Here is a 20,219-nt window from a genome sequence, read left to right as displayed (position 1 = left end):
GGCAACGAAGTATGGCTCTACGAAACCCTCGGCGGCAAACACTCGTGGAAAAAGACCGGCGTGGACACCTGCGAGGAGCTTTGGCGCTTTTTCAGCCGCTACGTTCGATAGGTCGCCGGTCCGCCGACCACAAAAAAAGGGTTCCGCCCCGCATGGGGTGGAACCCTTCGTTATTGGCTGCCGCAGCCGCTGCTGCGGTCCGTACGACGATCAGTTCGCAAAGGTCAGACCGTTGGCGTCGGCATCGATCGAAATGGGTTTCGAACGATCGACCTCGCCGGCCAGAATCCGCTTCGACAGATCGTTGACCACGTAACGCTGGATGGTACGCTTGACGGGTCGTGCACCATAGAGCGGATCGTAACCCGCCTTGGCGATCCATTCGCGCGCCTTAGCCGTATACTCGAGCCGGATGTTGTTCTCGGCCAGCAGTTTGCGTACAGAGTTCAACTGCAGATCGACGATACGTTCGATATCTTCGCGCGTCAGCGGTTCGAACATCACAATCTCGTCGATACGATTCAGGAACTCGGGCTTGAGCTGCTGCTTCATCAGGTCGATCACCTCGCGGCGCGTCCGCTCCAGCACCTCGGCCGGAACCTTGTTGCCGTCGAAGTTGGCGAAGTTCTCCTGGATCACCTGCGACCCCATGTTCGAGGTCATGATGATGATCGTGTTGCGGAAGTCCACCGTACGACCCTTGTTGTCGGTCAGACGACCGTCGTCGAGCACCTGCAGCAGGATGTTGAAGACATCCGGGTGTGCCTTCTCGATCTCGTCCAACAGAACCACCGAGTAGGGCTTGCGCCGCACGGCTTCGGTCAACTGGCCGCCCTCGTCGTAACCGACGTATCCGGGAGGCGCTCCGACGAGTCGCGAAACGCTGTGACGCTCCTGGTATTCACTCATATCGATACGCGTCATCATCTGATCGTCGTTGAAGAGGAACTCGGCCAGCGCCTTGGCCAACTCGGTCTTACCGACACCCGTCGTACCGAGGAAGATGAACGATCCGATCGGCTTGCGCGGGTCGTTCAGTCCGGCACGCGACCGGCGAACGGCATCCGAAATGGCGGCAATGGCCTGATCCTGACCCACGACCCGCTTGTGAAGCTCTTCCTCCATGTGGAGCAGCTTCTCGCGCTCCGAGGCCAGCATCCGCGTGACGGGAATGCCCGTCCAGCGCGATACCACCTCGGCGACATCCTGGGCGTCGACCTCCTCCTTGATCATCGAACCGTTGGTCGATGCCAGCTTGAACTCCTCCTGGAAGGCTGCAATCTGCTTCTCGGCCTCCTGGATCTTGCCGTAACGGATCTCGGCCACCTTGCCGTAATCGCCCTGACGCTCGGCCTGCTGGGCCTCGATCTTCAACTGCTCGATCCGGTCCTTGTTGGCCTGGATCTTCTTCAGCAGATCGCGCTGCCCCTGCCATTTGGCCCGCATCTCGGAGTCCTTGGCCTTCAGGTCGTCGATCTCCCTGGTCAGCGACTCGATACGCTCTTCGTCCTTCTCGCGGCGGATCGCCTCGCGTTCGATCTCCAGCTGGCGGATCTTCCGATCGAGGGCATCGATCTCATCCGGTACGGAGTTCATCTCCAGACGCAGCCGCGAGGCGGCCTCATCGATCAGGTCGATGGCCTTGTCGGGCAGGAACCGCGACGTGATGTAACGCGTCGAGAGTTCGACGGCCGCAATGATGGCCTCGTCCTTGATCCGCACCTGGTGATGGTTCTCGTAACGCTCCTTCAGACCACGCAAGATCGAGATGGCATCCTCCTGCGAAGGCTCGTCGACCATCACCTTCTGGAAACGACGCTCGAGAGCCTTGTCCTGTTCGAAGTATTTCTGGTACTCGTCGAGGGTCGTAGCACCGATCGTCCGCAGTTCGCCACGGGCCAGCGCCGGTTTGAGGATGTTGGCCGCATCCATCGCACCCGAGGACTTGCCCGCACCGACCAGCGTGTGGATCTCATCGATGAAGAGCAGGATCTCGCCTTCGCTGGCAACGACCTCCTTGACGACAGCCTTCAGACGCTCCTCGAATTCACCCTGATACTTGGCTCCGGCAATCAGCGCACCCATGTCGAGCGAATAGATCACCTTCGATTTCAGGTTCTCGGGGACATCGCCGTCGATAATCCGTCGGGCAATACCCTCGGCAATGGCAGTCTTGCCCACACCGGGTTCACCGACCAGGATCGGGTTGTTCTTCGTACGCCGCGAAAGGATCTGCAGCACCCGACGGATCTCCTCGTCACGTCCGATCACCGGGTCGAGTTTGCCGTTACGGGCCTGTTCGTTCAGGTTGATGGCATACTTGCCCAGCGCGTCGAACTCCTGCGAAGAGGTCTGCGAATCGACCGTCGCCCCCTTGCGGAAGGTGCGGATCGCCTCGATCAACTCCTTTTCCGAAGCACCGCTGCGCTTCAGCAGATCGGCCGCCTGTCCGCGCTCGGCCACTAGACCCAGCAGCAGATGCTCGACCGAAGCGTACTTGTCGCCGAAATTTTTCGTGAAGTCGACGGCACGCTGGATCATGCGCGACGCATCCTGCGAAAAGTACTGCTCGCCGTTGCCGCCCTCGACGCGGGGCAACTGCCCCACGGCCCGGTCGACCTCACCGCGCAGCCCGCGGACGTTCACGCCGACACGCCCCAGCAGAAAGGTAGCAAGCGAATCATCCTCGCGGATCAACACCGCGAGCACATGGAGCGGTTCGACAGCCTGCTGTCCGCGCTCCCGGGCAAGAGTAAGCGCCGCCTGCAACACCTCTTGCGCCTTGATGGTTAAAGTGTTAATGTTCATATCCGTGTTGTTCTGTTAGTTTTCAAGTTTCGATCGGTAACCGAGCAAAAGACTTGCCACAGTCGGTTTCCGGACATTTCGACATACTTTTCGCAAGAAATGTCATGAATTGTCACCCGCCGACTGACACACTGCGACAATCCGACAGACCGCGGGTTGCCGCCGGGCCGAACACCGCCGGAAAACATCCGGGAGGAGCAGCGCCGACTCCGCAGAAAATCGGTTTCCGGCTCCAAAATAAGAAGAATATTATATATCTTTGCAACACCATGAGTGATTTCATCGTCAGTGCACGCAAATATCGCCCCGCGACCTTCCGTTCGGTCGTCGGGCAAAAGCATATCACCTCCACGCTGCAGAATGCCATCGAGCGCGGACAGCTGGCCCACGCCTACCTCTTCTGCGGACCGCGGGGCGTCGGCAAGACTACCTGCGCACGCATCTTCGCCAAGGCCATCAACTGTCTGAACCCCCACGGCGCCGAGGCCTGCAACGAGTGTGAATCGTGCCGCTCGTTCAACGAGGGGCGCTCGCTCAACATCCATGAGCTGGACGCCGCCTCGAACAATTCGGTCGAGGATATCCGCTCGCTCATCGAGCAGGTGCGCATCATCCCGCAGGTGGGACGCTACTCGGTCTTCATCATCGACGAGGTCCACATGCTCTCGGCCGCGGCCTTCAACGCCTTTCTGAAGACCCTCGAGGAGCCCCCCGCCCACGCCATCTTCATCCTGGCCACCACCGAAAAACACAAGATCCTGCCGACGATCCTCTCGCGCTGCCAGATCTACGACTTCAACCGCATCCGCGTCGAGGATTCGGTCGAATACCTCAAATACATCGCCTCGCAGGAGGGGATCACCGCCGACGAAGAGTCGCTGAACCTCATCTCGCAGAAGGCCGACGGCGGCATGCGCGACGCCCTGTCGATGTTCGACAAGGCGGTCTCGTTCTGCGGCACGACGCTCGACTACCGCCACGTGGCCCAGACGCTCAACGTTCTGGACTACGACACCTATTTCAACGTCACGAAAATGCTCCTCGCGGGCAACTATGTCGAGGCGCTGGTTCAGTTCGACGAGGTGCTCTCGAAGGGCTTCTCGGGCCAGACCTTCATGGCCGGTCTGAACCGCCACATGCGCGACCTGCTGATGGCCAAACGCCCCGAGACGCTGCGGCTGATCGAAATGACCGGAACACTGCTCGAACGATACCGCGCGCAGGCGGAGGCCTGCAGTGTCGAGTTTCTCTTCGGGGCCATTGCCCTGCTGACGGATCTCGACGGGAAGATCCGACAATCGTCGAACCAACGATTGCTCGTGGAGCTGGGCCTGATGAAGATCGCAGGGCTCGGCCAAAAAAAAAATAACGACCTGATATCTCCCGGGGAGTATCCGCTTCCCGAACTGGCACCCCGCCCGGCGACAGGCCCGACGGCAACCCCGCAAGCGGGACCGGCTCCGCAACCCGGCCCGCAAACCGCAGGCAGAGAGGCGGCGATCAACGCAACGGCGCAAGGTTCCGCATCGGCGGCAGGTTCGGCGGCAACCCCGCAAGCGGGACCGGCTCCGCGACCGGCGGCAGCGCAAGCAACAGGGAATTTCCCGGCCTCGACGGTACACCCCCATCGCAAACCGCTGATTTCGGGAACGTCTCTCTCGGAATTGCTCTCCACGGGAGGAGTCTCGCAGAGCGTGGATCCTGAGTCGGAGAAGGCGGCCCGGACCACCGACATCGTGATCGACCCGGCGAGCGAAAGCAAACTGACAAAGGCCCGGGACGAGATTCTGAAGCTTATCCGGGAACGTCGGCCGCGCTTCGTACAGGTCTTCGAGGAGATGCGCTTCCAGGGCAATACGATTGCCGTCAGCGTTCCGACCAGCGAACTGCGCGAGGAGATTCTCCGCTCGAAGACGGCCATGCTGATGCGCATCGCCGAACTGGCCGGAATCAACGGAGCCCTGGAACTCGAGGTAAAGGTCAACGAGGAGATTCGGGCCGCACGCCCGATCAAACTCGAAGACCGGGTCAAATACATGACCGACAAGAACCCGCTGCTCACGGAGTTCCGCAAGGCGCTGGATCTCGAAGTCGAATAACAAAAGCGAGCGGGAATACCGCTCCGGAAAACGAACAAGAAGAGAACAAAAGAATATGGCAACCAAGAACTTTATCGAAGAACTCGAATGGCGCGGCATGATCCACACGATCATGCCCGGAGCCAAGGAACAACTGGAGAAAGAGATGACGACGGCCTACCTGGGCATCGACCCCACAGCCGACTCGCTGCATATCGGCCACCTGGTGGGAGTGATGATCCTCAAACACTTCCAGCTCTGCGGCCACCGTCCGCTGGCCCTCGTGGGCGGTGCCACGGGCATGATCGGCGACCCCTCGGGCAAGTCGCAGGAGCGCAACCTGCTCGACGAGGCAACCCTGCGTCACAACCAGGAGGCCATCAAGGCCCAGCTGTCGAAACTCCTCGACTTCGACTCCGACGCCCCAAATGCCGCCCGCATGGTCAACAACTACGACTGGATGAAGAACTTCACGTTCCTGGACTTCATCCGCGACATCGGCAAGTGTATTACGGTCAACTACATGATGGCCAAGGATTCGGTCAAGAAGCGCTTCAACGGCGAGGGCGACGGCATGTCGTTCACCGAGTTCACCTACCAGCTGGTTCAGGGTTACGACTTCCTGCACCTCTACGAAACGATGAACTGCAAGATCCAGCTCGGCGGCGCCGACCAGTGGGGCAACATCACCACCGGCACCGAACTCATCCGCCGCAAACTGGGCCCCGAAGCCGAAGCCTATGCCATCACCTGCCCGCTGATCACCAAGGCCGACGGCACGAAGTTCGGCAAGACCGAGAGCGGCAACGTCTGGCTGGATCCGCGCTATACGTCGCCCTACAAGTTCTACCAGTTCTGGCTCAACGTCAGCGACGAGGACGCCAAACGCTACATCAAGATCTTCACGCTGCTCGACCGCGAGACGATCGAGTCGCTGATCGCCGAGCACGAGTCCGCCCCGCACCTGCGCGTGCTGCAGAAGCGGCTGGCCGAAGAGGTCACCACGATGATCCACTCGCGCGAGGAGTACGAAAAGGCTGTCGAGGCATCGCAAATCCTCTTCGGCGGCGCCACCTCCGAGGCGCTGCGCCGACTGGACGAAACGACGCTGCTGCAGGTCTTCGAAGGGGTTCCGCAGTTCCGCGTGGCCCGCACCGAACTGGAGGCCGGCCTGCCGTTCGTCGAACTCTGCACCGAGCGTGCGCAGATCTTCCCCTCGAAGGGCGAATGCCGCAAGCTGATTCAGGGCGGCGGCGTCTCGATGAACCGCGAGAAGATCGCCGATGCCATGCGTCAGGTGACGGCCGACGACCTGATCGCCGGCAAGTACCTGCTGGTCCAGCGCGGCAAGAAGAACTACTACCTCGTCATCGCCGAGTAACATGGAGTACCGCATCGTACTGCAACGCATGGAGTTCCGGGCCCTGCACGGGTGCTACGAACTCGAACGCAAGGTTGGCAACCGCTTTACGGTCGACGTGGAGATCACGACCGAACTGGGCGACGTAGCCGCGGAGGACAGCGTTGAAAAGGCCGTGAACTATCTGACGGTCTACGAGATGATCCACCGCCAGATGGCTGTCACACAACGCACCATCGAACGGGTCGCCATGAACATCATCGACGCCCTTCACGCCGAATTTCCGCAGATCCGGCACGTGAAATGCACCGTATCGAAACTGGCGCCCCCGCTGGGCGGCAAACTCGAACGGGTGAGCGTCATACTGGAGAAATAACCCGAGACGCCCTGCGGCGGGAGTGGGTGGACCTCCCACCGCAGGGCATTTTGCAAAAAAGTCCGCTTATGCAACATCATTCACACACCCGCGCCACGCTGGGCGGGAAACTGAGCGCCGTTCTGGTAGCCACGGGCAGCTCCGTGGGGCTGGGTAACATCTGGCGTTTTCCCTACGTTGCCGGAGACAACGGCGGCGGGGCCTTTCTGGTCATCTACATCCTCTGTGTCATTCTGATGGGACTGCCGCTCATGATCGCGGAGTTCTCCGTGGGCCGCGCCTCGCACCTCAATGCCGTAGGAGCCTATCGCGCCCTCGACCGGCGGTGGAGTTTTCTAGGTTACAACGGCGTGCTGGCCGCCTTCCTCATCCTGGGCTTCTACTTCGTGGTCTCGGGCTGGACGGCCGAATACATGGTCCACTCCGTTACGGGCAGTCTGGCGCAATATACGACGGCAGCCGAATATGAATCGGTCTTCACAAACTTCATCAGCAATCCGTGGCGCCCGATCCTCTACACGGTGCTCTTTGCGCTGGCTACCCACTTCGTCATCGCACTGGGGGTTCAGAAGGGCATCGAACGCTCAGCCAAGGTGCTGATGCCGCTGCTCTTCGTGGTGCTGATCACCCTGTCGATCCACTCGCTGCTGATGCCCGGAGGCGGCGAAGGGCTGCGCTTCTTTTTCCAGCCCGACTTCTCGAAGGTCACCCCTTCGACGGTACTTGTAGCCCTGGGGCAGGCCTTCTTCTCGCTCTCGATCGGCATCGGTACGATGGTGACCTACGCCTCCTACTTCAAGCCGGAGACCAACCTGCGCCACACGGCCCTGAACGTCACGATTCTCGACACGCTGGTGGCCGTATTGGCCGGCGTGGTGATCTTCCCGGCGGTCTTCAGTGTCGGCATCGAACCCTCGTCGGGCCCCTCGCTGGTCTTCATCACCCTGCCGAGCATCTTCAACGGCATGCCGCTGAGCATGGTTTGGTCGACGGTCTTCTTCCTGCTGCTCGTCGTAGCGGCCCTCACGTCGACCATCTCGCTGCATGAGGTAATCACAGCCTACCTCCACGAGGAGTGGCACATGAGCCGCCGTGCCGCCGCCTGGACCACCACGGCTGCCACCACCCTGCTGGGAGCCGTCGCCTCCCTGTCGGTCGGTGTCTGGAGCGGTTGGAAACCCTTCGGACTGACACTGTTCGACCTGCTGGACTACGTGACGGCCAACATTCTGCTGCCCGTAGGCGGCCTCTTCACCTGTATCTTCGTCGGATGGAAACTCGACCAGCAGGTACTCAAGGATCAGATTACCAACAACGGGGCGCTGAAGTTCCGCATCTACACGCTCTTCATCGTATTGTTGCGCTACTTCTGTCCGCTGGTCATGCTGATGCTCTTTCTGGACAATCTGGGGGTCTTCTGATCCCGCTGGTGTGTGTGGGGGGGGGTAATCCGGATTCCGACGGATACGGAAGCAACGGCATGTCGCGGGCAGAGGCCTGACCCGGATATGGCAAAAAAAGGGACACTGCATAATGCAATGTCCCTTTTTAATGATTTTCAGGAGAACTTTTCGCCGTTCGCAGTTTCATCTTCACGGCCGTATATCTCAGAACCTTTCGGTTTTTATTCAGCCTGTTCCTTCCGGCTCCTCGACGGTTTCCTGCTCCAAGACGCCTTCGCCTCGCTGCAGCCCCCCCGAGAGAGCCCCCGGGTCAGTTGATGTTGCGGCGATCGGGCTCCTTCTCGGGCGAAGCAGCCTCCATGTCGATCTGCAGCTTGACCATTTGAATGGCCGCCGCAGCCGCCTCATCCCCTTTGTTGCCGAGACGCCCTCCGCAACGGTCCAAAGCCTGCTGCATGTCGTTGACGGTCAGCACTCCGAAGGAGATCGGCATGTTCCACTGGATCTGCAACTGCGTGATACCCTGCGTGACCCCCTGGCAGATAAAGTCGAAGTGGCGCGTATCGCCCTGAATGACGCATCCGAGGGCAATCACCGCATCGACATCCGTATACTCGGCGAAAAACTGCGCCCCGAGCGAGAGTTCAAAGGTCCCGGGGACATATTTCACCTGAATGTTCATGTCCGGGCAGCCCGCAGCCCGCAGCGTGCGCACGGCTCCCTCCAGCAGCGCCTCGGTCACTTCACGGTTCCACTCGGCCACGACAATACCGAATCGCATGTCCGCAGCCGACGGCAGCGGAGCGTCGAATTTCGAAAGATTGTGATTCCGGGTTGCCATGTCGGTCGATTATTTCACGCTGCCCAGCAGTTTCTCTGCCTCACGGGCCTCCATCGAGGCGGGATACGAGGTCAGGATCTGCTCGTAGAAGGCAGCGGCCTTCTCGTTGTTGCCCTGAGCCTGCTCGGCCAGACCGGCCTTGCGCAGATACATCGGTGCGGTCATGTTGTTGTCGGCAGCTTTCACGGCCTTCTCGTAGAACTTCACGGCCTGAGCGTAGTTCTGCTGCTCGACGGCCACGTCCCCCTGCAGACCGTAGTTCTGGGCGTTGATCAGCGCTCCGGGGATTCCCTTCACGGGCGAGAACTTGGCCAGATACCTGGCGGCATTCTCCAGATCACCCGTACGCAGGTAGCAGATGCCGGCGTAGTGCTTGGCCAGGTTGCCCGAGGGGGTCGAACCGTACTTGTCGATCACGTCGAGGAAGCCGGCGCCGTTGGCGTCACCGTGCAGGGCCAGTTCAAAATCGGGAGTCTCGGCATCGAAACGGTTCTGAGCCTCGGCGATCATCTCGGCAGCCTTCTCGGCCCGCGGCAGGACAATCAGCGAGCGATAACCGAAAATCAGGGCCGCGAGAATCAGCAGACCCAGGAAAATGTAGGACATCAAACGACCGTTCTCCTCGAAAAAGAGCTCCGTTTTGTTCATTGCCGTGCCGAGAGTTTCCGGTTCGGCGACGTTCTGTTTTGCCATAGTGCTATTGTTGTTTTTAGTTTATAATCCGTACGATAGTTTGCAAAGATACAAAACTATTCACAATGTGCAATGTCGTGTCCGGAAATTTTGTATTTTTGTCCTATGCATCTGAAGAAAATCGCGCTGCTGAATTTCAAAAACATCCGCCAGGAGGAGCTCCTGCTCTGCCCCGGAATCAATGCGCTGGTGGGCGACAACGGCGCCGGAAAGACCAATGTCATCGATGCGGTCTACTACCTGTCGATGTGCAAGTCGTCGCTGCCGATGACCGACGGCCAAAGCATCCGCCACGGCGCGGATTTCTTCCTCATCGAGGGGACCTACGCGACCGATGCGGGCAAACGCGAGGTGATCGTCTGCTCCTTCTCGCGCAAGGGCGGCAAGGTCCTCAAACGAAACGGAAAGGAGTATGACCGGCTGTCGGACCACGTGGGGCTGATTCCCGTGGTTATCGTCTCGCCGGCCGACAGTGCGCTGATCTCCGAAGCCGCAGACGAACGCCGCCGCTACCTCAACGCCTTCCTTTCGCAGCTGGACCGCCCCTACCTGCAGGCCGTCATGCGTTACAACGCCGTCCTGGCCGAGCGCAACCGTCTGCTCAAGATGCAGCCCGACGAGACGATGCTCGAGATCTACGACCGCCAGCTCTGCGACCACGGCCGCGTGATCCATGCCCGCCGCCGGGAACTGGTCGAGCGGCTGCAGCCCATCGTGGCCCGCTACTACCGGACACTCTCCGAGGACCGCGAGCAGGTCGAACTGCTCTACAAGTCGGAGTTGAACGAGCGGCCTTTCGAGGAGATCCTGCGGGCGGCCCGGCAGAAGGATCTGGTCAACGAATTCACGACGGCCGGCATTCACCGCGACGATCTGGTGCTGAAGATCGGCGGCTATCCGCTGCGCAAATACGGCTCGCAGGGGCAGCAGAAGTCCTTTCTCATCGCCCTGAAGCTGGCCCAGTATGCCATCGTGGCCGAAGAGAAGCACGAGCGCCCGGTCCTGCTGCTGGACGACCTCTTCGACAAGCTCGATGCCGGGCGGGTCGAACAGCTGATCCGGCTGGTTTCGTCGGAGACCTTCGGGCAGATTCTCATTTCGGACTGCAACCCCACGCGGCTGAAGGCGATCCTCGACCGTTCGGGAGGCGATTACGCACTCTTCTCTGTAGCCGACGGTGCCATCACGCAGGAGCGGAAGACGGCCCGCCAACTCGAAGAGGAGGCCCAAACGGGAGAAACCGAAACAGCCAAAGAGACCGCCGGGGCTGCAAATGAAAAGCCCCAAGCCGCGGAGAAAGAGAGCAAGACCACGGACATGAAGACCGGAGCAGCAGACAAAACGACCGGAACCGCAACCGCCGGAATCGCAAACGAGAGCGGTAATCAGCCGGCACGGGAAGAGACCGCAGCCGGAATGCAGTCAACCGAAACAGACGAACCATGAGACGCACGAAAACCATGCTGATGGGCGAATTGCTGGACGAGTTCTTCAAGCGCCCGTACGTGGTCGCCAAGGTGGCCGAAGGGAAACTGCCCGATACGTGGCGGGAGATTGTCGGGGACCGCGTTGCCGACCAGACGACCGAGTTGCGTCTCGAAAAGCACATTCTCTACGCCCGAATCCGGTCGAGTGTCGTCCGTTCCGAACTCTTCTACCAGCGCGAGGCCCTCAAGGAGGAGATCAACCGTCGTTCGGGCGTGCGGCTGGTCAACACCGTCATCATCCGCTAACGCCCCCGAACGTACCGGGCGGCACCCCGGACAGAGGCGGCAGACACTTCGCTCGAGGCGGCGGGCGCTTCTCCGGAAGAGATCGGTCCGGACATTCAGCAGCCCCATCCGAACCGCCGCTAAAAGGCTCACAACAGAGCTTCCCCAACCGGTCTGCACCAGCCACAATCCCATCCAACGTGCAACAGAGAGGCCCCACACGACGGAACGGCATCTCCCGATTGGTCCACACCGGTTCCCCTGCAATCCAATCCCATACCCCGCGGACCGATCCCGGCCACTCCCGGACAGTTCCGGCCCTGTCACACACAATGCCAAAGAGCACCGGGGGGGGGTAAAAGAAAGAGTACCCCACCCAAAGGCGGGGTACTCTTTCTTTTGATGGATCGAACCAGCCGATCCGGCGTCGTTACTTGATGATCACCGAACGGTTGGCCTTCTGGATGTTCTTGTAGACGTCGGGTTCGTTGCCCAGCCCCTCGTAGGTCAGCTGCTTGGGGTTCACGCCACACTTGATCAGGTAGTTGTAGACGTTCTTGGCCCGGTTCTCAGCCACCCGCTTGTTGCCGGCAGGCGTACCCGTCTGCTGGTCGGCGTGTCCCTGGATGGTGTAGACCCGATCCTTCGGACCGTTCTTGATCAGATCGGCCGTCAGCTCCAGACGCGTCTTGTCCTTGGCCGTGAGTTTCGACATGCTGTAGTCGTAGAAGATGATCGACGTCGGGCACGACGACGTATTCACCTTCTTGGCCTCGGCAGCAGCCTTGGCCTCAGCCTCGGCGGCAGCCGTCTCGGCCTCCTTCGCGGCGGCCTGTGCTGCAGCGAGCTCCTCGTTCAGACGGGCATTCTCAGCCTTCGAGGCCTCCAGCGCCGCATTGCCGGCCGCTACGGCATCCTGGAAGGCGCGGATATCCTCGGCCGTATATCCCGGCACGCCACGCTGCCAGTTGCGCTGGTTGAAACGATAGGTGATACCGGCCGTAGCCGTGAAGCCAAACAGGTAAGCCCCGCTCACCGATGCCGGACAAATCTCCGATTTGGCCATCAACCCCTTGAGTTCGATGTTGAAATCGAAAGCCGGCGAAAGACGGAACTTGTTGAGCAGACCGGCCGTGAAGGCAAACTCCTGATCGGTGCCCGAGAGACTCTTCTGCTGGCTCTTGTCCGTAAAGTTCGAAGCCAGGTAACCGAAACCGGCAAACGGTACGGCGTACCACGCACGATCCTCACGATAGCCGCCGATCCAGTTCGAGGCGTTCACCATCACATCCGTATGCACGAAGAGGTAGGGCCACTTCAACTTGCCCAGATCGGCATCGAAGTTATTGAACCAGCCGCCCTGCAACTGTCCGCGCACACCCACAACCGGGTGCAGCCACTTGGTCAGCGACAGATTGCCCTCGAATCCGAAGCGGTCGCCCCACGAACCGAGGTTGCCGCTGTTCGAGAAGGCCGTACCGCCGCCCAGTCCGGCCGATATTTCCCAATTATCCCAAAATCCGTTGGAGACAAATCCCGCAAAACTCGGCTTCTTGGGCGTATCTTCGGCCCAGGCCGAAGCCGCGAATGCCGCAATCATGAATGTCAGGAAAATTTTTTTCATATCCATACAAATTTGATTTGCAATCTTCGGTGTAAAAGTACACATTTTTTTTGCATTTCAGATGATCTTCTCTGCAAAAAAAAGCACAAAAACGGGCTGCTATCCACGCAAAACGGTCCGAAGCTGCCGCTTCAGACCGTTTTTGCATCAAAAAGTGCCCTTTCAGGCGATCAACCGCACTTCGAATAGCCGCACGACATGCAGGTCAGACAGCCGTTCTGATAGGCCATGTTCTCCTGACCGCAGCTCGGGCATTTGCCCTTGGACTTCGTGCCGTCGACGATATACTGCTTCAGGGCGCGGCAGACACCCGTCTTCCACGTATTGATCGAGACGCTGTCCAAATGCAGCGATTCGATGAGCGAGACCGTCTTTTCGATCGGCATGCCATGGCGCAGCACGCCCGAGATCAGCTTGGCGTAATTCCAGAACTCCTCGTTGAACAGACGCGAGATGCCGCCGATCGTGTTCGTATATCCGTAACGGTCCGTATACTGGAAGTCGTAGCGTTTCGTGCCGTCCTCCTCGCGCACCTTAATGATATAGCCCTTCTTGATCTTGGGCGGGATGTACATGGCGTCCTCCTCGATCTTACCGGTAAAGATCTCGTACGGACGGCCGTTCTGCAGTCCGACGAAGGCAATCCAGTCCTCCGTACCGTTCTTGAAACGGACGATGTCCGCGGGAATCGACTTCGGTCGCTTCGGAGCCACGCCCGGATGCTCCTCGCAGGTCTGCTTCTTATTCTTCGAGTTCTTGTCGAGCAGCACGCCCGAGCGGCAGCCGTCGCGGTAGACCGTGACGCCCTTGCAGCCGCACTCCCAAGCCGTGCGGTAGACGTCGGCCACCAGCGCCTCCGAGACGTTGTTCGGGAGGTTGACCGTCACCGAGATCGAGTGGTCGACCCACTTCTGGATGGCCCCCTGCATCTTGACCTTGGCCACCCAGTCGATGTCGTTGGCCGTAGCGCCGTGATAGGGCGAAGCCTTCACCCACTCGTCAAGCTCCTCGTCGGAGATCGTGGCCAGTTTCTTCGTATCGTATCCGTTCGCCTCGAGCCACTTGACAAAGTTGTGGTGGTAGACATTGTACTCCTGGAACTTTTCGCCCGTTTCGTCCTCGTAGTCGACGTGCGTGTCGTGGTCCGAGGGGTTGATCTTGCGGCGGCGCTTGTAGACCGTCCGGAAGACCGGCTCGATGCCCGACGTAGTCTGCGACATGAGCGACGTGGTGCCCGTCGGGGCGATGGTCAGCATGGCGATGTTGCGGCGGCCGTGCTTGATCATCTCCTCGTAGAGTTCGGGATCGGCCTCGCGGATGCGGGCGATCATCGGGTTGTTGACCTCCTTGGCGGCGTCGTAGATCGGGAACGGGCCGCGTTCGGCGGCCATCTGCACCGAGGCCCGATAAGCGGCCAGCGCCAGGGTCTTCTGCACCTCGACGGCAAAGTCGATCGCCTCCTGTGAACCGTAACGCAGACCCAGGGCGGCCAGCATGTCGCCCTCGGCCGTGATGCCGAGGCCCGTGCGGCGGCCCTTCTGAGCCATCGTGCGGATCTTCTTCCAGAGCTCCAGCTCCACGCGGCGCACATCCATATCCTCGGGATCATGCTCGATCTTGTCGATGATCAGCTCGACCTTCTCCAGCTCCAGATCGATGATGTCGTCCATCATGTGCATGGCCTTGCCCACATGGTCGCGGAACTTCTCGAAATTGAACTTCGCATCGGGCTTGAACGGATTGTCCACGTAGCTGAAGAGGTTCATCGCCAACAGACGGCACGAGTCGTAGGGGCAGAGCGGAATCTCGCCGCAGGGGTTGGTCGAGACCGTCACGAAGCCCTCGTCGGCATAGCAGTCCGGGATGCTTTCGCGCAGAACCGTATCCCAGAACAGCACGCCCGGTTCGGCCGACTTCCACGCATTGTGGATAATCTTGTCCCAGAGCTTTTTGGCGTCGATATCCTGCTCGTATTTCGGATGATCCGAGTCGATCGGGAACTGCTGGTGATACTTCTTGCCGGCCAGCGCCGCCCGCATGAACTCGTCGTCGATCTTGATCGAGACGTTGGCACCCGTGACCTTGCCCGTATCGACCTTGGCGTCGATGAAGCGCTCGGCATCGGGGTGCTTGATCGAGAGGGTCAGCATCAGGGCGCCGCGACGGCCGTCCTGGGCCACCTCGCGCGTCGAGTTCGAGTAGCGCTCCATGAAGGGGACGATGCCCGTCGACGTCAGGGCCGAATTGAGCACCGGGCTGCCCGTCGGGCGGATGTGCGAGAGGTCATGCCCCACGCCGCCGCGGCGTTTCATCAGCTGCACCTGCTCCTCGTCCATGCGGAAGATGCCGCCGTAGGAGTCGGCCGGATGCTTGTGACCGATGACGAAGCAGTTCGACAGCGAAGCGACCTGGAAATTGTTGCCGATGCCGGTCATCGGGCCGCCCTGCGGGATGACGTAGCGGAAGTGGTCGAGCAGCTCGAAGACCTCCTCCCGGGAGAGGGGATTCGGATATTTGCGCTCGATGCGCTCGATCTCGGCGGCGATGCGCTGGTGCATCTCCCGCGGCGAGCGCTCATAGATGTTTCCAAAGGAGTCCTTCAGAGCGTACTTGCTCACCCAAACCGTGGCGGCAAGATCGTCCCCCTCGAAGTACTTCTTCGACTCGGCAACCGCATCGTTGTAATCGACCTTCTGCGGAGCTTCGGTATTGGTTGTTTTTGACATAATGACTTGATTCTTATCTATATTTGTGTTTTTCGAATTCTTGTCTCTTCGGTCGGCGCCTTCCGGGTCTCCTCGCTTCCGGGCGGTCGGCGCAAAGCCGCGGTTCTACAAATTTCAGACTTTTCCCCCTAAAAAGCCAAATTCGAGGACCAAACTTATCGACAATTTATCTACAATAGGCGAAAAGGCGCGCCCCAGACTCCCGGGGCGCGCATTCGTTCGGATTCGGGAGGATCACTTCACGGCCACGGCATCGATCTCGACCAGCGCGCCCATCGGAAGAGCGGCCACCTGGTAGCAGACCCGTGCCGGCATGTCACCCGTGAAGAACTCCGCATAGACGGCATTCATCGCCGCGAAGTCTTCCATCGACTGCAGCAGGACGGTTGTTTTCACCACGTCGCGGAAGTCGTAACCGGCTTCACGGAGGATATGGCCGATGTTGGTCAGCGACTGGCGCGTCTGGGCTTCGACACCCTGAGCCATCTGGCCCGTGGCGCCGTCGATGGGCAACTGACCCGAAACATAAAGCGTCCCACCCGTCTCAACGGCCTGGGAATAAGGCCCCACGGCTTTGGGGGCCTGCGGTGAAGCGATGATCTTTTTCATACGTATTGGATCGTTGGGACACCAAAGGTACGATTTATTTCCGATATTTGCAGGATATCGGGGCTGCTTCGGCAAAAAATTTCCCGAACGGCATCGGCTTCCGCTATCCTTGACTTCGTCTTGGGCAGGAGGCGCCTCGGCATAGCCAAATCCCGAAAATTCCATTTTCGATTTGTCTCTGCCCCCGGCTTTCGCTATCTTTGCGGCAAAACTCAAATCGGAAAATGATGAAAAATCTGTTACGCATGACGGTAGCCGCCGCTCTGGTGCTTCTGATGGCCGGTTGCTGTCACTGCCGCTCCTATCAGCGGAAAACCCGCCGTCCGCTGGTCGGCACCGAATGGCAGCTGATCCAGCTCGGCGGCGAAACGATCCGCCCCGTCGAGGGACGCTTCACCATCACCCTCACGGAGCAGGGCGAACTCTCGGGCGCCGGAGACTGCAACCGCATCTTCGGTCCCTACCAGAGTGACAAGGACCGTTCGCTGAAGATCGGGCCCCTGGCCTCGACCCGCATGGCATGCCCCGACATGAAACACGAGCGGGCCTTTATCGAAGCCCTCGAATCGGCCACCCACTACGACATGGACGGTCCGATGCTGCTGATCCTCTCGAACGGCGAACTGCGGGCCGTCTTCCAGGCCGTCCCGGCACCGACCGTCCCGAAGGCCAAACCGGCCAACTAGGCAGCTTTCCACGACGCGAAACGGCGAAACCGATCCTCCTCGGTTCCGCCGTTTTCTTTTGCGGCCGCCATATCCGTCCGATCCGTGCGATGCCCCGCTCACAGGAACGGCTTGTTCGACAGTCACTCTTCCTGCGGCCCGGCCGAAGCGGCCGTGTCGGCCACGCAACCGGGATTGAACTGCTCACGCAGAAGCCGTTCGTTGAGTTCGCGCCGAAGCCTGCGCAGCTGCGAGAGTTCGTCCTGCAGGAGACCGATCTCCGGGCAACGCCCCTCCAGCTCCTTCCACGCCGACGTAAAACGGGACAACAGCGGATCAGTCGACAGAATCCACCCCTTCGTCCCGTAATAATCGACCATATAGCGCAGAATAGCCATGTTGCGCTGCCGCTCGGCCTCACGCTTGCGTTCCAGAGCCGGTTCATAGTCGGGATTCCCGGCCCGCAGACGCGCATACATCTGGTTATAGTGCATCTTGTTGGCCGACTCGCGCTCGGGATCCTTCACCCCGCGGAGCGCCACATACTCCTGATGGATGGTATCGTACTGCGGATCGGTGCGCAGAATGGCCGTGTAGGCCTCCGAGGCGGCGCGCAACCGCTCGCCAAGCTGATCGATGGCCGGCACCGTATCACGCAGCCGCGCATAGTTCAGCCCGGGCAGGGAGAAGACCTTGGGGGTGATCCGCGCCTGTTCGGCATAGTCGAGGTAGACCTTCCAGGTCAGTCGGTTGAGTTGCAGATCGAGGCGGCGGATCACCTCATCGAGTTTGACGATCCGGGACCTCAAGCCGTCCCCCGTCAGGGCCCCGGTTTTGGATCGGGATTCGGTTGGTTGTGCCGGTTGTGCCGGTTGAGCCACGGCACCGGCGGCCGTCATCAGCAGCAGGGCCAACAGAACCTGCTTCGAAAAAAGAGTCATTGCTTTCATTTTCATCGTTCCAATTTATGCATTTTGTGCAACGGTTGCATCTATTGGATGCGGAAACCCTTAAAAATACATAAATCCGCACGAAAAACAAGTAACTTTACCCGTCAGAACCCGCCAACCATGCAACTCCCCGAGAAAAATCCGCTCCGTCCGGACGATGACGAACTGCTGGCCCGCTACCGGGCCGACGGCCGCACGGAGCATCTGGCCCAACTCTACCTCCGCCATACGGAGCTGGTCTACGGCGTGGCACTGCACCTGCTGCGCAACCGGGCCGATGCCGAGGATGTGGTGATGCAGCTCTTCGAGGAGCTGATCGTCAAGGCCCGCCGCCACGAGATCCGCAACTTCCGCAGCTGGCTCCACACGGTCTGCCGCAACCTCTGCCTCATGCGGCTGCCCGAGCCCCAACGGCACTCGAGACACGGCGTCGACACCGGCGTCTCATACGTCGCGTCGCGGCAGCGGCCGTTCTGCTGATTGCCGCGCTGACAACCGGGCTGATAGCCCTGCACCGGGCGGAGCGGTTCGAGGCCCCGACCCTTGCGGAACAGACCCCACGGCCGGAAGAGAAGGTGGAGGAGGATCTCCCGTTCGTCAGTGCAGAGACGCTGCCCCGCTTCCAGGGGCAAGACCTCAACGGCTTCCGGAAGTGGGTGCAGGAGCGGATTGCTCCGTCGAAGATCGTCCTGGGGAGCGGAATTCCGGGGCGCGTGGTCGTCTCGTTCGTGATCGACACGACCGGAAGGCTCACGCAGATCCGGATTCTTCAGAGCCCCGACCGCTCGCTCTCCGACGAGGTCGTCCGCGTGCTGAAGCAGTCGCCCCGCTGGGAGCCGGGACGACAGTTCGACCGGAAGGTGCCGGTCAAATTTTGCATTCCGGTCGATTTTCGCCAGCGGCAGCAACCGACAAAGCAAGATCGCAATCGGGACTGACAACAAACCGGCCAATGCGACCTTCGGAGCGATCAGTCCCCCGAAATCCCTTCTCCGCTCGAAGCTGTTCTTGTCTTGTTTGAAGCGTCCCGGTTCGAGGCCGCCCCTGTTCCTTGCCGACCGTTCCTTGCCGACCGTTCACGAAAAAGCCCTCTTCCCGTGCACGGGAAGAGGGCTCGTTCGTTGTCGGACGCGCGTCCCGATTACTTGAGATTCGGGTTCAGCTCGCCCCACTTGTCGATGGCGGGCAGCACACCCATCTCGATCACCTCGTCGCGCAGCTTGACAAGGTGCTCGTAGCTCTCGCGGAGCTTCTTGTGCTCCTCGGGCGTACCCTTCACATCCTTGTAGTGAACACCCTCCTTCGTGATCTCGGTCTCCATGGCCATCATGATGTGGTTGAACTCGCCGTTGTGCACGTAGGTTCCGGCCGGGTACTCGAAGGATTTGCCACCCATGGCGGCGGCGATCATGCAGATCGAAACATAGGCCGGGCTCTGGAACGACGAACGTCCGCGCAGGTCGATGATGTGCTTTCCACCCTGGATCACACGCTGCTGCAGGGCCTCCCAGTCAGCCTCGGGCATCTCCTTGCCGATGAGCTCCGACAGGGGCTTGCCGGCCACCATCGTCGTCGAAGCGAAGACGGCCATCTGCTCGCCGTGACCACCGTACGTACGGCAGTTGCGCACTTCGTCGGGCGAAATCTTGAAGTACTTGGCCAGCTCCGAACGCAGACGCGTCGAATCCAGCGCTGCCAGCGTCGTCAGCTGCGAAGGCTTCAGACCGCTGTAGATCAGCGTAATCAGACCCGTAATGTCGGCCGGGTTGAAGATCACGACCACGTGCTTTACATCGGGGCAGTAGGCCTTGAGGTTCTTGCCGAAGTCCTCGGCGATCTGGGCGTTGCCCTTAAGCAGGTCCTCACGCGTCATGCCGGCCTTGCGGGCGGCACCTCCCGACGATACCACATAGGCGGCACCCGTCAGGGCCTCCTTCACGTCGGTCGTCCAGGTGATGTTCACCCCCTCGAAAGCGCAGTGATAAAGCTCCTCGGCAACACCCTCCAGCGCCGGGCCAAAAGGATCATAGAGGCAAATGTTCGGCGTAAGATGCATCATCAATGCCGTCTGCGCCATGTTCGAGCCGATCATGCCGGCTGCACCCACGATGGTGAGTTTCTCGTTTGTCAGAAATTCCATAATTCGTTTGTTTATAAACGTTTATTAGAAAAATAGTTCTTAATATCTCTTAACTTCAGTCTCCAGTCTCTTTCTTCCTTCTTTTATCCTCGCCCGGCTCTGCCCGGTTCCGCTTCCAGACTCACTCGGCCCTCTCCCAGACTCACTCGGCCCCGCTCGGTTCCGCTTCCAGACTCACTCGGCCCTCTCCCAGACTCACTCGGCCCCGCTCGGTTCCGCTTCCAGACTCACTCG

Annotated in this window: 17 protein-coding genes; 9 read left to right on the top strand and 8 right to left on the bottom strand. The window is 60.1% G+C overall.

The window, feature by feature from the left end; all coding sequences use genetic code 11:
* Window positions 1-210: 210 nt before the first annotated feature.
* The gene (gene clpB / locus PUQ42_RS09370; RefSeq protein ID WP_122119815.1) at window positions 211-2,808 is read right to left on the bottom strand and encodes an ATP-dependent chaperone ClpB; all 2,598 of its coding nucleotides are present in this window, start codon (window positions 2,806-2,808) and stop codon (window positions 211-213) included.
* 269 nt (window positions 2,809-3,077) lie between these two features.
* On the opposite strand from clpB, the gene PUQ42_RS09365 reads away from it, so the two are divergent.
* The 4 genes from PUQ42_RS09365 to PUQ42_RS09350 all read left to right on the top strand — a co-directional run bounded on the left by PUQ42_RS09365 (window position 3,078) and on the right by PUQ42_RS09350 (window position 8,043).
* Window positions 3,078-4,907, top strand: a complete 1,830-nt coding sequence (locus PUQ42_RS09365) for a DNA polymerase III subunit gamma/tau (protein ID WP_273373186.1) — start codon at window positions 3,078-3,080, stop codon at window positions 4,905-4,907.
* Window positions 4,908-4,962: 55 nt separating this feature from the next.
* Window positions 4,963-6,267 (top strand): tyrosine--tRNA ligase, encoded by a 1,305-nt coding sequence (tyrS, locus tag PUQ42_RS09360; protein ID WP_273373184.1) that lies wholly within the window; start codon window positions 4,963-4,965, stop codon window positions 6,265-6,267.
* Between the two features lies 1 nt (window position 6,268).
* A complete protein-coding gene (gene folB, locus PUQ42_RS09355; protein WP_273373182.1) occupies window positions 6,269-6,622 on the top strand; it encodes a dihydroneopterin aldolase in 354 nt (117 codons plus the stop codon).
* 68 nt (window positions 6,623-6,690) lie between these two features.
* A complete protein-coding gene (locus PUQ42_RS09350) occupies window positions 6,691-8,043 on the top strand; it encodes a sodium-dependent transporter (RefSeq protein ID WP_273373180.1) in 1,353 nt (450 codons plus the stop codon).
* A gap of 292 nt (window positions 8,044-8,335) precedes the next feature.
* Here the strand turns inward: PUQ42_RS09350 and ribH are convergent, their stop codons facing one another.
* Together ribH and PUQ42_RS09340 are read right to left on the bottom strand one after the other, a co-directional pair.
* Window positions 8,336-8,866 (bottom strand): 6,7-dimethyl-8-ribityllumazine synthase, encoded by a 531-nt coding sequence (gene ribH / locus PUQ42_RS09345; RefSeq protein ID WP_087311402.1) that lies wholly within the window; start codon window positions 8,864-8,866, stop codon window positions 8,336-8,338.
* Window positions 8,867-8,875: 9 nt separating this feature from the next.
* Window positions 8,876-9,559, bottom strand: a complete 684-nt coding sequence (locus PUQ42_RS09340) for a tetratricopeptide repeat protein (RefSeq protein WP_087311403.1) — start codon at window positions 9,557-9,559, stop codon at window positions 8,876-8,878.
* Between the two features lie 105 nt (window positions 9,560-9,664).
* Between PUQ42_RS09340 and recF the strand changes: the two genes are divergently transcribed.
* Window positions 9,665-11,005: a DNA replication/repair protein RecF gene (gene recF, locus PUQ42_RS09335; RefSeq protein WP_273373178.1), complete on the top strand. Its 1,341-nt coding sequence runs from the start codon at window positions 9,665-9,667 to the stop codon at window positions 11,003-11,005.
* A 14-nt stretch (window positions 11,006-11,019) separates the two neighbouring features.
* The gene (locus PUQ42_RS09330; RefSeq protein WP_337956041.1) at window positions 11,020-11,292 is read left to right on the top strand and encodes a DciA family protein; all 273 of its coding nucleotides are present in this window, start codon (window positions 11,020-11,022) and stop codon (window positions 11,290-11,292) included.
* Window positions 11,293-11,701: 409 nt separating this feature from the next.
* Here the strand turns inward: PUQ42_RS09330 and PUQ42_RS09325 are convergent, their stop codons facing one another.
* From PUQ42_RS09325 to PUQ42_RS09315, 3 genes are all read right to left on the bottom strand, one after another.
* Window positions 11,702-12,895, bottom strand: coding sequence for an OmpA family protein (locus tag PUQ42_RS09325; RefSeq protein WP_273373174.1), 1,194 nt, complete (start codon window positions 12,893-12,895; stop codon window positions 11,702-11,704).
* Window positions 12,896-13,065: 170 nt separating this feature from the next.
* The gene (locus PUQ42_RS09320) at window positions 13,066-15,621 is read right to left on the bottom strand and encodes an adenosylcobalamin-dependent ribonucleoside-diphosphate reductase (RefSeq protein WP_087404228.1); all 2,556 of its coding nucleotides are present in this window, start codon (window positions 15,619-15,621) and stop codon (window positions 13,066-13,068) included.
* 234 nt (window positions 15,622-15,855) lie between these two features.
* Window positions 15,856-16,230, bottom strand: coding sequence for a RidA family protein (locus tag PUQ42_RS09315; protein ID WP_122119823.1), 375 nt, complete (start codon window positions 16,228-16,230; stop codon window positions 15,856-15,858).
* Window positions 16,231-16,457: 227 nt separating this feature from the next.
* Here PUQ42_RS09315 and PUQ42_RS09310 point away from each other — a divergent pair, with 227 nt between their 5' ends.
* Window positions 16,458-16,916, top strand: coding sequence for an META domain-containing protein (locus tag PUQ42_RS09310; RefSeq protein ID WP_273373171.1), 459 nt, complete (start codon window positions 16,458-16,460; stop codon window positions 16,914-16,916).
* Between the two features lie 122 nt (window positions 16,917-17,038).
* Here the strand turns inward: PUQ42_RS09310 and PUQ42_RS09305 are convergent, their stop codons facing one another.
* Window positions 17,039-17,851 (bottom strand): DUF5039 family protein, encoded by an 813-nt coding sequence (locus PUQ42_RS09305; RefSeq protein ID WP_273373169.1) that lies wholly within the window; start codon window positions 17,849-17,851, stop codon window positions 17,039-17,041.
* Between the two features lie 114 nt (window positions 17,852-17,965).
* Between PUQ42_RS09305 and PUQ42_RS09300 the strand changes: the two genes are divergently transcribed.
* Both PUQ42_RS09300 and PUQ42_RS09295 read left to right on the top strand, forming a co-directional pair.
* Window positions 17,966-18,325: an RNA polymerase sigma factor gene (locus PUQ42_RS09300; RefSeq protein WP_273373167.1), complete on the top strand. Its 360-nt coding sequence runs from the start codon at window positions 17,966-17,968 to the stop codon at window positions 18,323-18,325.
* Window positions 18,326-18,420: 95 nt separating this feature from the next.
* Window positions 18,421-18,783 carry an energy transducer TonB gene (locus PUQ42_RS09295; protein ID WP_273373165.1) on the top strand — a complete coding sequence of 121 codons (363 nt, stop codon included), beginning with the start codon at window positions 18,421-18,423 and terminating at the stop codon, window positions 18,781-18,783.
* Between the two features lie 203 nt (window positions 18,784-18,986).
* On the opposite strand, the gene PUQ42_RS09290 is transcribed toward PUQ42_RS09295, so the two are convergent.
* Complete coding sequence (locus PUQ42_RS09290) at window positions 18,987-19,985, bottom strand: malate dehydrogenase (RefSeq protein ID WP_122119827.1); 999 nt, start codon at window positions 19,983-19,985, stop codon at window positions 18,987-18,989.
* Window positions 19,986-20,219: the final 234 nt, after the last annotated feature.

The organism is Alistipes megaguti (assembly GCF_944320325.1).
GTDB classification, from domain to species: Bacteria; Bacteroidota; Bacteroidia; order Bacteroidales; family Rikenellaceae; genus Alistipes; species Alistipes megaguti.
Note: the sequence above shows the minus strand (reverse complement) of the source record. Positions and strands in the feature narration are given on the sequence as shown.